Origin of the sequence: Streptomyces sp. NBRC 109706 (genome assembly GCF_000974485.1) — a bacterium.
In the GTDB taxonomy this organism is placed as follows: Bacteria; Actinomycetota; Actinomycetes; order Streptomycetales; family Streptomycetaceae; genus Streptomyces.
Genome location: NZ_BBOM01000006.1, coordinates 826159 through 837906 on the forward strand (window position 1 = coordinate 826159; position 11748 = coordinate 837906).

Here is an 11748-nt window from a genome sequence, read left to right on the forward strand (position 1 = left end):
CCTCCAGCGTCACGACCCGATGCCCGATGCCCGTCTGCTGCCCGGTGCGTCAGGGACGAGGTTACGGAGACCCGACCGGTTGTGGTGCCGGTTGCGCGAAGCATGGCCATGGAATGTCCTCAGTTGACCGTTTCGGGGGGCGTGAAGCTCCGCTTTGTGAAAACGGTTCTCGTTTCGCTAGGTTCGTCGGGGTCGAGCCGCCCGGTCGGGGTACTCGGGGACGGCCCGCACCGAACGCGAGGCCCAGCCAGGCACACCAGCGAGAGCGAAGGAGCACCGCGATGAAGTCGGACACTCATCCCGCCTACCAGCCGGTGGTCTTCCGGGACAGATCAGCCGGCTACGCCTTTCTCACCCGGTCGACCGCGACCAGCGACAAGACCATCGAGTGGGAGGACGGCAACACCTATCCCGTGATCGATGTGGAGACGTCCTCCGCCAGCCACCCCTTCTACACCGGCAACGCCCGGGTGCTGGACACGGCCGGTCGCGTCGAGCGCTTCGAACGGCGCTACGGCGGGCGTAAGGAGCGTTGATGCGGTTGCCCCCTCTGCCCGTCGTGCTGATCGGCGGGCTGCACGCCGACGCGCGCCGGGCGGCGGTGCGCGCCCTCCTGCGGGCCGTGCCCGGCGCCCTGGCGCTGCACCACGACCTGTCCCGTGCCACCAAGGGCACCGTGACCCGGGTGCTCGCGGACGGGGACGGCACCCTCGGCAGCGGCGAGGCGCCGCTGACCAACGACTGCGCCTGCTGCGCGCTCCGCGACGATCTGGTGCCGGCGCTGACCCGGCTGGCCGAGGCCGGCACCTGCCGGCTGGCCGTCGTCGAGCTGTGGGACACGGTCGAGCCCCAGGCCATGGCCGAGACCCTGCTGACGCACGGCCTCGGCCGGCTGCGGCTGGCCGGCGTGGTCACCGCCGTCGATCCGGCGCTGACCAGACGCTCCCTCGCCGCGGGCCAGGAGCTGGCCGGGCTCGGCCTGGCCACCGGACGCGACGACACCCGCACCGTGGCCGAAACCTGGTCCCGGCAGGTGGAGTACGCGCCGCTGCTGGCGCTGGCCGACCCCTCGGGCCGGGTCAGCGAGACCGACGCCGAGCTGCTGCGCCAGCTCCACCCGACGGCCCGCCGGGTCGCCGTGCGCGATCCGGACTATCCGCGTCAGGCGGTCGCCGGCGTCGATGTGGCGGCGCTGGCCGCGCGCCAGCACCCGGGCAGCGCGTTGCTACCGCAACGGGCGGACGCGCACGGCGTGGCCACCATGGTCTGGCGGCAGCGCCGGCCGTTCCACCCGGAGCGGCTCTATGCCGCGCTGCCGAAGCTGACCAGCCTGGCGCCGCGCAGCCGGGGCCGCTTCTGGCTGGCCGACCGGCCCGACAGCCTGCTCGGCTGGGACGCGGCGGGCGGCTCGCTGGTGGTGGACAACGTTGGCCCGTGGCTGGCCGCGCTGCCGGCCGACGACTGGGCCGGGGTGCCGGCCGAGTGGCGGGCCGCCGCCGCCCTGGACTGGGACTCGGAGGTGGGCGACCGGGGCCAGCACCTGGTCTTCACCGGGGCCCGGCTCAAGGCGGACCGGATCCGTTGGCTGCTGGGCTCCTGTCTGCTCGACGACGCCGAGTACGCGGCGGGCCGCTCGGCCTGGCTGCGCCTGGAATCGGCCTTCGACCAACTGCTGGACCCGGTCTCCTGACGACCCCGCCCGCCGCCGGCCGGGCCGAGATCCGGAACGCCCCGGAGCAACCATGCACGGGTCTGCTGCGTCGAACCACCGAACGGTCAACCGGCGTTCCACCGACGGGCGGCAACGAGGCCGCTCCGGCCACTGTCGGGCCCTACTCCCTTGGTGTGACTATGTCTTGACGGAACGTCAGAAATCCGGACCTAGGGTGATCGGTCAGCAACCCCGGGTCGTGCACGTGCAGAATCCCGTGCATATGCAAGTGAACGGAGTTATGATCCGAAGCAGGTTGGGTTCTCTCGGGGACAGCAGGGGAGCCGCCCGCGCACCACTCGCACGATCCGGGAGACACCGAATGCCAGAGGCGTACAACGGCATGGCGGCCAACGCGCTGCGGGACGTGGAGTGGTTGAAGAGCAGCCACAGCAACTCACAGGGCACCTGCGCCGAGTTCGCCCGGCTGCCGAGCGGGGACGTGGCGATGCGCAACTCGCGCTTCCCCGACGGTCCGGCCCTCGTCTACACGCCCGCCGAGATCCAGGCGCTGCTACGCGGCGTCAAGGACGGCGAGTTCGACCATCTGATCGGTTGACGCCGGCGGGTCGGCGTCAAGCGGTCGGTACCAAAGCGGTCCGAACCAAGAAGCCAGTACTCAGAAGCCAGTACTCAGAAGTCGGCACTGAGAAGTCAGTGCTGGGACGTCAGACGGTCTGGAACCTGGCCCAGACGATCTTGCCGCGACCGTTGCCGGTCAGTCGGCGCCAACCCCAGTCATCGCTGAAGCTGTCCACCAGATGGAGACCGCGCCCCGACTCGGCCGCGCTGTCGGCCAACGCCGGCCGTGGCACCGAATCGCTGGGGTCGCGCACCGCGCAGACCAGCCAGGCGTCGCCCCGCATCAGCTCCAGCTCAAGGTCCGTACGCATCGGCCCGGTGCCGTGCCCCCAGTCCAGGGTGCGCCGACTCAGCCCATGCCGCAGGGCGTTGGTGACCAGCTCGGACACCACCAGCGCGACCGTGTCGAACTGCCCGGCGAGCCGCCAGTCCTGCAGGGTGCGGCGGGTGAACTCCCGGGCCTGCCGGACGGATTCGGGACGGGGGCTGAGATCGACTGAGGCCGACGCAGAGACGCCGCGCGGGTCGACGGGCAGGAAGGTGAGCCCTAACTCGTCAAGCAACGGCGTTGCCTCGGTCCCCATGGCTCGGCGCTCCTGGCGTAGCGGTGGTGGCACTGCTCGCTTGCCGAGGGCTGACGTCGCTGGCAACCCCCGTGCCCCCCGTCAACAGAGGGTGACGGCAGGCCATACTCGCGGGCTGGTCAACAGCTCGCCTTACTCATGCTTCCCAAGGCTCACGGCAAATGCAAGGGCAGATGCACGTGCACGAACATTTTTGATGGACTGTAACCGAGCAAGCACCCAAAGGAACGTGGAGATGGCAGACTGCTCCCTGGCGGAAGTGGAGGGCGGTTACGCGCATGACTATGCAACGGATGGCGGGACCAACCAGGGATACCGGCAGTCCGGAGGCCAGTGGCTCGATGGTGCGCCGCATCCTGCTCGGCTCGCAGCTGCGGAGGCTGCGGGAGTCCCGTGGGGTCAGCCGGGAGGAGGCGGGATACTCGATCCGCGCCTCCGAATCCAAGATCAGCAGGATGGAGCTGGGGCGGGTCAGCTTCAAACCGCGCGATGTCGCGGACCTGCTCACCCTCTACGGGGTGACCGACGAGGCCGAACGCGAGCCGCTGCTCGGTCTCGCGCGCACCTCCAACCGGGCGGGCTGGTGGCACAGTTACAACGACGTGCTGCCCAGCTGGTTCCAGACATACATCGGCCTCGAAGCGGCGGCCGAGCGCATCGGCACCTACGAACTCCAGTTCGTACACGGCCTGTTGCAGACCGAGGCGTACTCCCATGCGGTGATGGTCAGCGGCCATCGGGGCGAACTGCCCCGCCCCGAGGTGGATCGGCGCATCGCGCTGCGGCTGGCCCGGCAGAAGCTGCTGGTCTCCGAGAACGCCCCGCATCTGCACTGCGTGTTGGACGAGGCCGCGCTGCGCCGCCCCTACGGCGGCCGGGACGCGATGAACGAACAGCTGCGCGCACTGCTCGAGTTCTCCGAGTACCCCAACATCACCCTGCAGATGGTCCCGTTCGATCACGGCGGCCATGTCGCGGAGTCGGGAGCGTTCACGCTGCTGCGCTTCGCCGAGCAGGAACTGTCGGATCTGGTCTATCTGGAGCAGCTCACCGGCGCGCTCTATCTGGACAAGGCCGACGAGGTCGCCGCCTACCAGGGGGTGCTCGACCGGCTGGCCGAGGCCGCGCTCGACGAGGACCGCACTCGGGAGGTGCTGGCCGAACTGCGCCGCCGCCTCTGAGCGGCGACACCACGGCCCACTGCCGCGCGCCGCTCGCCACGGGGCGGGCCGCGGCGGGTCGGCCGGCCCGGGTCAACGGAAGGGGTTCTCCATCCCCTCCGGGAGCACGTCGCGCTCGCGTTCCCCCTCGCCCGCCATCACATAGGCGCCCTTCTCCAGCCGCTCGATCAGGCCCCTGGTCCAGTTGGCGTCGCTCTCCGCCTGGTGCGTCCACAGGCGCATGATCTCCCCGATATGCCCCCACTCCGCCGGCGCGCCGTTCGGGGTCCAGTGCTTCTCGACCTCCTCCCGCCACTTCTCCAGCGCGGCGACCCGCTCACGGAGCAGCCCGATGGCCTCCGCCCTCGGCAGGTCGACGATAAAGCCGACCGCGCTGGTCAGGACGTCGATCCGCTCGTCGTGCGCGCGGAGCGCGGCCCGCAGCAGTTCGAGGAAGGCGACCTGACCCGCCTCGGTCACCTCGTACTCGACGCGGGGCGGGCCGCCGGCCGTGCTGGGGGCCACCTCGTGGGCCAGCAACAGGCCCTCCTTGGCGAGCTGTTTGAGCGCGTGGTAGATCGAGCCCGGCTTCGCCGTCGACCACTCGTGGGCGCCCCAGAACTCCAGGTCGTTGCGCACCTGATAGCCGTGCGCCCGCCCGTGCTGGCGCACCGCCCCCAGGACCAGCAGCCGCATCACCGACATCAGCCCGCTCCGCCCATTTCCCGTGGTCCTTCTCTCGGTCCCGCCGTTTTCCCTTGAGAGTTTCCCTTGACAGCGCCCCCAGTGTGCCATCGGGACCTACTCATCAAATTTGACTAGTGGCCGCTTCCGTCCTACCCTCGGCCGTCGCTGGTCAAGTTTGACTAGTGATCCGGAGAGTGAAGGCGGTGCCATGCCCTCGACCGACCAGACCGAGGACCAGACCGACCAGACCAGTGAGACCGGGCCCCCGGTGGCGATCAGGGTCCGGGGTCTCCGCAAGAGCTTCGGCGGCGGAAAGGAACGCAGGAACGCCCTGGACGGACTCGATCTGACCGTCGCCGACGGCAGCGTGCACGCCGTGCTCGGCCCCAACGGAGCCGGCAAGAGCACGGCGGTGCGGGTGCTCACCACCCTGCTCCGCCCCAGCGGCGGCAGCGCCGAGGTGGCCGGCTTCGATGTGGTCCTGGAGCCCGACCAGGTCCGCTACCGCATCGGGCTGGTCGGCCAACACGCCGCGCTCGACGAGGAGTTGAGCGGCCGACAGAATCTCGAACTCTTCGGTCGGCTCTACCACCTCGGCGGGCGCGACGCGGCCCGTCGCGCCGTCGAACTGCTCGACCGCTTCGGGCTGACGGAGACCGGCCGTCGGGCGGTGCGTCACTACAGCGGTGGCATGCGCCGCCGCCTCGACCTGGCGGCCAGCCTGATCACCCGCCCCCGGATCCTCTTTCTCGACGAACCCACCACCGGGCTCGACCCACGCGGCCGAACGGAGGTCTGGCGGGCCGTCCGCTCCCTCGCCGACGAGGGCGTGACCGTGCTGCTGACCACCCAGTACCTGGAGGAGGCCGACCAACTCGCCGACCGGATCTCGCTGCTCGACAACGGCCGGCGGATCGCCGAGGGCACGGCCGACCAGCTCAAGTCCGAGGTCGGCGGCGACCGGATCGACATCGTGGTCCGCGACCCCGAACGGCTGGCGGCCGCCGGCGCGCTGCTGCGCCGGGTGCCGGGCACCGACCGTTTCGCGGACGATCCGGACCGCCGGCTGGTCAGCGCCGGCGTCGACGACCGGATGCGGGCGCTGGCCGAGACGGTCCGGGCGCTGACCGAGGCCGGCATCGAGGCCGAGGACATCGCCCTGCGCCGCCCCACCCTCGACGAGGTCTACCTCCGCCTCACCGACGCTCCCCTCACCGACGCTCCCCTCACCGACGCTCTCCTCACCGACGGCCCCCGCACCGACGACCAGCGACCCACGGAGGCGCCCGTATGACCGAGACCACCCTGCTGCCCCCCGTTGTCCCACGCATCGGCCCGGCCCGTCGGCTGCTGGTCGACTCGCTCACCATGACCCGGCGCGGCCTGGCCCACTGGACCCGCCAACCGGGCGTCTTCGCCGTCGGGTTGGCCTTCCCGGTGATGATGCTGGTGATGTTCGTCTACTTCCTCGGCGGCGGGATGGCCGTCGACGGCGGCGGCGACTATGTCGACTTCCTGGTGCCCGGCATGCTCGTGCTGACCATGGCGTTCGGCCTGGAATCCACCATGGTGGCGCTGACCACCGACATCAACCGAGGCATTCTCGACCGTTTCCGTTCGATGCCGATCGCCCCGAGCGCGGTACTGGTCGGGCGCAGCCTGCTGGACATGCTCAGCTCGGTGCTGACCCTGCTGGTGCTGGTCGGCGCCGGCTGGGCCGCCGGCTGGCGCTGGCACGCCGGCGCCACCGAGGTGCTGGCCGCCCTCGGGCTGCTGCTCCTGCTGCGCTTCGCGATGCTCTGGGTGGGCATCCATCTGGCCCTGGTCGCCGGCCGGGTGGAGCTGGTGCAGACCGTGCAGATCCTGGTCTGGCCGATCGGTTTCCTCTCCAGTGTCTTTGTGTCACCCGCGACCATGCCCGGCTGGGTGGGCGCCGTCGCCGACTGGAACCCCATGTCGGCGACGGCCGGCGCGGTCCGCGACCTGTTCGGCAACCCGGCCTGGCCGGGCGAGTCCTGGGCCGCCGACCATCCCGCGCCCCTGGCGCTGCTCTGGCCGCTGGTTCTGCTGGCGGTCTTCGTCCCCCTGGCCCTCCGCCGCTTCGCCCGTCTGGCCGACTGACGGCCGCCCGTTCGCCCGGCCGTTCCCCCGGTTCCCCCGGTTCCCCCGGTTCGCCCGTTCGATCCGCGGGGCTTGCACCTGACGTAGCGGGATGGCGCACGGTGGAGACACCCGAAACAGAGAAGGAGACGGACGTGGGCCACTCCGTCGGCCGGGTCGCCGAACTCGCCGGACTCACGGTGCGCACCCTGCACCACTACGACGAGATCGGGCTCCTCGTCCCGGGCGAGCGCACCCCCACCGGGCATCGCCGCTACCGGGACGAGGACCTCGACCGGCTGCAACGGATCCTCTTCTACCGGGAGCTGGGCTTCCCGCTGGAGGAGATCGCCGCCCTGCTGGACGACCCGGAGACGGACCCGCGACGCGAGCTGCGCCGACAGCACGCGCTGCTGACCGAACGGATCGACCGGCTGCGGGCGATGGCCGCGGCCGTCGAGAGAGCCATGGAGGCCGGACACATGGGCATCAACCTCACCCCCGAGGAACGGTTCGAGGTCTTCGGCCACGACGACCCCGAACGACACGACGCCGAGGCGGCGCGCCGCTGGGGCGACACGGACGCCTACCGGGAGTCCCGCCGGCGCGTCGCCCGCTACACCAAGGAGGACTGGCAACGCGTCAGGGCAGAGACCGACGACCTCAACGAGCGGCTGGCGGCCCTCCTGGACTCCGGCGCCGCCCCCGACTCCCCGGCGGCGCTGGAGCTGGCCGAGGAACACCGCCGGCAGATATGTGACGTCTACTACGCCTGCTCGCACCGGATGCACACCGGCCTCGCCGACCTCTATGTCGCGGACGAGCGGTTCACCCGCACCTATGACCTGGTCCGTCCCGGTCTGGCGAGGTTCCTGCACGACGCCATCCACGCCAACGCGCGCGCCGCCGGGGCGCCCGGGTAGCAGGTGCCGCTCGGGCGGGAGTTCGAGGATCCTCCTATGCTGCGCTGGAGGGCCCCCTTCGGGGGCATGTCAGGACAAGGCGTAGCGAGAAGGCGGGATCAGCGGTGGCCGGGGAAAGCACCTGGGCGGTCGGGGAGGAACCGACGGAGCAGGAGACGACCTCCGGCTTCGCGGTACCCGAGGGGCTGTCGGTGGCACCGGCGGAGAGCGACCATCCGTCCTCCGAGTTCGCCCTCCCCGACGGGCTCTCGGTGGCGCCCAAGGCGGCGCCGCGCAACGAGTTCACCCCGGCGCACGGCGTACCGGCGTTCGGGCGCGGCACCCCCTGGCAGGACCGGATGCGCACCATGGTCCGCCTGCCGGTGGCGGACCGGCCCGCCCCCGAGTTCGCGCCGGCCGCCGAGGCCGAGGGGGAGAACGCGGCGCCCGTGCCCCGGGTCCTCGACCTCACCCTGCGGATCGGCGAGCTGCTGCTGGCCGGCGGCGAGGGCGCCGAGGACGTCGAGGCCGCGATGTTCGGCGTCGCCCACGCCTACGGCCTGGACCGCTGCGACGCCACCGTCACCTTCACGCTGATCTCCATCACCCACCAGCCGTCCCTCGTCGACCCCTCCGTCTCGCTCTCCCGGACGGTGCGGCGCAGGGGCACCGACTACACCCGGTTGGCGGCCGTCTTCCGGCTGGTCGACGACATCACCTCCGGCGATGTCACGCTGGAGGAGGCCTATGGCCGGCTGGCCCAGATGCGGCGCAACCGGCACCCGTACACCAAATGGCAACTGACCATGGCCGCCGGGCTGTTGGCCGGCGCCGCCAGCACCCTGGTGGGCGGCGGCTGGGCGGTCTTCGTGCTCGCGGTGATAGGCGCGATGGTCGGCGATCGGCTCGCCTGGCTGGCCGCCGGCCGTGGCCTGCCCGAGTTCTACCAGTTCGTCGCCGCCGCCATGGCCCCCGCGCTGGTCGGGGTGCTCTGGGCGGCCGGCCACACCTCGGGCCAGGGCGAGGCCCAGGCGGCGGCGATGATCACCGGCGGACTGTTCGCCCTGATCCCGGGACGAGCCCTGGTCGCCGGCGTCCAGGACGGCCTGACGGGCTACTACCTGACCGCCTCCGCGCGCCTGTTGGAGGTCATCTACCTCAGCGTGGGCATCGTCTGCGGCGTGCTGGCGGTGCTCTACGTCGGCGAGACGTCGGGCGTCCGCCTGGACCCCGAGGTGATGACCAGAGCCGTCCGCCCGGTGATCCAACTCGGCGCTGCGCTGCTGCTGTCGCTGGCCTTCTGCGTGCTGCTCCAGCAGGAACGCTCCACGGTCGTGCTGGCCACCCTCAACGGGGGCGTCGCCTGGCTGATCTACGGCGCGATGCACGACACCGCGGGACTCTCCCCGTTCGCGGCGACGGGCGTCGCCGCCGGCATGGTCGGCCTCTTCGGCCAACTCCAGTCCCGCTACCAGTTCACGTCCTCGCTGCCCTATGTCACCGCCGCGATCGGCCCACTGCTCCCCGGCAGCGCGTTCTACCTGGGGCTGCTGGGCTTCGCCCAGGGCAACGTGGACTTCGGCCTGGAGAACCTGCTCCGCGCGGTGACGCTGGCGCTGGCCATCGCCATCGGCGTCAACCTCGGCAGCGAAATGGCCCGCCTCTTCATCAAGACCCCCGGCCTCACCACCCCCATCGGCCGCCGAGGCTCCAAACGCACCCGAGGCTTCTGACGATGCCGGAACGATGCCGGAACGATGCCGGAACCCCGGCTGCGCTGAGCGGCACCCCGGACCCGGGGCGGCGCGTGCTGCGCGGTATCCCGGCTCCGCCGGGCCGACACTTGGCCCAGGGCGATAACTGTCGATGGCTGTGGTTGCGAGGCCGGCGCGTGCGCTGGGCGGTATCACTGCTCCACGGTGGTGGTGCTGCCGCAGGCGACGGTAGCCGGCGCCGGGACGGCGGCGGCGGTCGTGCCCCGGCTGCGCCGTCAGCTGAGCCGCCGGACAGTCCGGTGCCCCCGGCGTCAGCCCGATCCTTGGCATTGCCCCGGCGGGACCGGGCGCGAGCTGGTTCCGTTCCAGGGGGCAGCCAGGAGCGCGGTATCCCGCTGGCGCCGTCACATGTCGTCGCAGAAGGATTTCCGGGCTCCGGCCGGCCCGTTCCCGGCGTAGCCGGAATCTCGGGATTGCCCCGGTGGATCGGCCCCAGTGCCAAGCTGTGTCCCGCAGCCTCGGCGGTAGCCCGAGAACCCGGATACCGCCCGGCCCCCGGAGTCCCGGCACCGTCCGGCAGGTTGGTTCGCCCCCGGCGGCGGCCCGATGTCCGGGCTTCGCCCCGGCACCGGCTGGAGACCCCCGCATCCCCATGGCGCGTAGCCGCCCCCCTGCATCAGCCGCGTCCTGGGCCTCCCGGCGCGCAGCCGGGGATATCCGGCTTCGCCGGCAGACCCGGCGTCAGCCGGCACCCCGCCCTCGGCGTCGGCCGGCACCGTTCCTGCTCCGCCCGACAGGCCCGGCACCAGCCGGCACCGTGCCCTCGGCGCCAGCCGGCGCCTTGGCACTGACCCCGTGGCCCTGCGCCAGCCGGCGCCGCGCCTTCGGCGCCGGTGGGCACCTTGCCTTCGGTGCCGGTGGGCACCTTGCCTTCGGTGTCGGCCGGCCTCGTTCCCGGTGACGGTCGAAACCTTGGTACTGCCCCGGCATGCCCGGCGCCAGCCGGCACCGCTCCGCGCTTCGCCCGGCAAGCCCGGCGTCAGCGGGCACCGAGCCTTCGGCGCCTGCGGGTATCCCGCCCTCGGCGCCAGCCGTGCCCTGGGTTCCCGGCGCGCAGCCGGGGATGTCCGGCTTCGCCCGGCAGGCCCGGCGTCAGCCGGCACCGCGCCTCCCGGCGCCAGCCGGCACCGCGTCTCCCGCCGCCGGCAGGCGGTGTGTGGGCGGCTGCGCGTGCCGGGTGGGGTTGCTGTCCGGCCCGGAGAGGGTTCAGTGGGGGGTGAGTTTGAGGCCGATGACGCAGCCGACGATGCCCAGGAGGAGGAGAACCCGCAGGGGGGTCGCCGATTCGCCGTCGAAGAGCATCGCGTAGCCGGCGGTCAGGACGGCGCCGATGCCCACCCAGACGGCGTAGCCGGTGCCGACGGGGATGGTGCGGAGCGCGTACGCGAGGCCGATCATGCTGCACACCAGGCCCGCGCCGAACACCGCGCTGGGCCAGAAGCGGCTGAAGCCGTCGGACTTGCCCAGGGCCGTGGCCCACACCGCTTCGAGCAGGCCCGAGATGACCAGAACGATCCACGCCATGATGCGGACTTCCTGTGCCGTCTTGTCATGGCTGGGTACGGCACCCTCGTCCAGGAGCCGGTCGGGCTCTGGCCGTCAGTTTCGCACAGCGGCGCGCCCGGGCGGAAAGCCCGGGCGCGCCGCTGTGCGGAGGAAGCGAGAGGTCAGTGGGTCTCGCCGGCGTCAGCCGCCCGCTTGCGGGAGGCCTCGATCTCGGCCTCGGCCTCGGTGCGGCCGACCCAGTTGGCGCCCTCGACGGACTTGCCGGGCTCCAGGTCCTTGTAGACCTCGAAGAAGTGCTGGATCTCCAGCCGGTCGAACTCGCTGACGTGGTGGATGTCCCGCAGGTGTTCCATCCGGGGGTCGGACGCCGGCACACAGAGCAGCTTGTCGTCGCCGCCCGCCTCGTCCCGCATCCGGAACATGCCGATGGCGCGGCACGCGATCAGGCAGCCGGGGAACGTGGGCTCGTCAAGAAGGACCAGCGCGTCCAGCGGGTCGCCGTCCTCGCCCAGCGTGCCGTCCACAAAGCCGTAGTCCGCGGGGTACACGGTCGAGGTGAAGAGGTGCCGGTCCAGTCGGATCCGGCCCGTCTTGTGATCAACCTCGTACTTGTTCCGCGAACCCTTCGGAATCTCGATGGTGACGTCGAACTCCACTGGGGGCACTCCTTAAGCGATCTACGCACGCGACAGGTGGTTAAGTGTCTCTCACGCAGCCGTCGGTACGCGAAAGGGGCTGGTC

General features: G+C 71.5%; 12 protein-coding genes and 1 riboswitch. Of the genes, 8 read left to right on the forward strand and 4 right to left on the reverse strand.

The annotated features are described in order from the left end of the window. Positions 1–281 precede the first annotated feature (281 nt). The 3 genes from AOM46_RS13795 to AOM46_RS13805 all read left to right on the forward strand — a co-directional run bounded on the left by AOM46_RS13795 (position 282) and on the right by AOM46_RS13805 (position 2270). Entirely contained in the window at positions 282–536 is a 255-nt protein-coding gene (locus AOM46_RS13795; RefSeq protein ID WP_062210436.1) for a type B 50S ribosomal protein L31, read from the forward strand. Beyond that, positions 536–1690 (forward strand): GTP-binding protein, encoded by a 1155-nt coding sequence (locus tag AOM46_RS13800; RefSeq protein ID WP_062210439.1) that lies wholly within the window; start codon positions 536–538, stop codon positions 1688–1690. The genes AOM46_RS13795 and AOM46_RS13800 overlap by 1 nt, the downstream gene beginning before the upstream one ends. A gap of 343 nt (positions 1691–2033) precedes the next feature. Next, entirely contained in the window at positions 2034–2270 is a 237-nt protein-coding gene (locus AOM46_RS13805; RefSeq protein ID WP_062210442.1) for a DUF397 domain-containing protein, read from the forward strand. 109 nt (positions 2271–2379) lie between these two features. On the opposite strand, the gene AOM46_RS13810 is transcribed toward AOM46_RS13805, so the two are convergent. Then, positions 2380–2877 (reverse strand): ATP-binding protein, encoded by a 498-nt coding sequence (locus AOM46_RS13810; RefSeq protein ID WP_062210444.1) that lies wholly within the window; start codon positions 2875–2877, stop codon positions 2380–2382. Positions 2878–3170: 293 nt separating this feature from the next. On the opposite strand from AOM46_RS13810, the gene AOM46_RS13815 reads away from it, so the two are divergent. After that, entirely contained in the window at positions 3171–4058 is an 888-nt protein-coding gene (locus AOM46_RS13815; RefSeq protein ID WP_234313770.1) for a helix-turn-helix transcriptional regulator, read from the forward strand. A 72-nt stretch (positions 4059–4130) separates the two neighbouring features. Here the strand turns inward: AOM46_RS13815 and AOM46_RS13820 are convergent, their stop codons facing one another. Beyond that, positions 4131–4742 carry a PadR family transcriptional regulator gene (locus AOM46_RS13820; RefSeq protein ID WP_062210450.1) on the reverse strand — a complete coding sequence of 204 codons (612 nt, stop codon included), beginning with the start codon at positions 4740–4742 and terminating at the stop codon, positions 4131–4133. A gap of 190 nt (positions 4743–4932) precedes the next feature. On the opposite strand from AOM46_RS13820, the gene AOM46_RS13825 reads away from it, so the two are divergent. From AOM46_RS13825 to AOM46_RS13840, 4 genes are all read left to right on the forward strand, one after another. Beyond that, the gene (locus tag AOM46_RS13825) at positions 4933–6018 is read left to right on the forward strand and encodes an ATP-binding cassette domain-containing protein (protein WP_078856784.1); all 1086 of its coding nucleotides are present in this window, start codon (positions 4933–4935) and stop codon (positions 6016–6018) included. Further along, positions 6015–6845, forward strand: coding sequence for an ABC transporter permease (locus AOM46_RS13830; RefSeq protein ID WP_062210453.1), 831 nt, complete (start codon positions 6015–6017; stop codon positions 6843–6845). Before AOM46_RS13825 ends, AOM46_RS13830 begins: the two co-directional genes overlap by 4 nt. Before the next feature lie 134 nt (positions 6846–6979). Beyond that, positions 6980–7747 carry a MerR family transcriptional regulator gene (locus AOM46_RS13835; protein ID WP_062210456.1) on the forward strand — a complete coding sequence of 256 codons (768 nt, stop codon included), beginning with the start codon at positions 6980–6982 and terminating at the stop codon, positions 7745–7747. 104 nt (positions 7748–7851) lie between these two features. Continuing rightward, on the forward strand, positions 7852–9459 hold the full coding sequence (locus AOM46_RS13840) for a threonine/serine exporter ThrE family protein (RefSeq protein ID WP_062210458.1): 1608 nt from the start codon (positions 7852–7854) through the stop codon (positions 9457–9459). A 1248-nt stretch (positions 9460–10707) separates the two neighbouring features. Here the strand turns inward: AOM46_RS13840 and AOM46_RS13845 are convergent. Together AOM46_RS13845 and AOM46_RS13850 are read right to left on the reverse strand one after the other, a co-directional pair. Beyond that, positions 10708–11025: a multidrug efflux SMR transporter gene (locus AOM46_RS13845; protein WP_062210461.1), complete on the reverse strand. Its 318-nt coding sequence runs from the start codon at positions 11023–11025 to the stop codon at positions 10708–10710. A gap of 11 nt (positions 11026–11036) precedes the next feature. Continuing rightward, positions 11037–11097: riboswitch (guanidine-III (ykkC-III) riboswitch) on the reverse strand. A 71-nt stretch (positions 11098–11168) separates the two neighbouring features. Next, a complete protein-coding gene (locus AOM46_RS13850) occupies positions 11169–11663 on the reverse strand; it encodes an inorganic diphosphatase (RefSeq protein ID WP_062210464.1) in 495 nt (164 codons plus the stop codon). Positions 11664–11748: the final 85 nt, after the last annotated feature.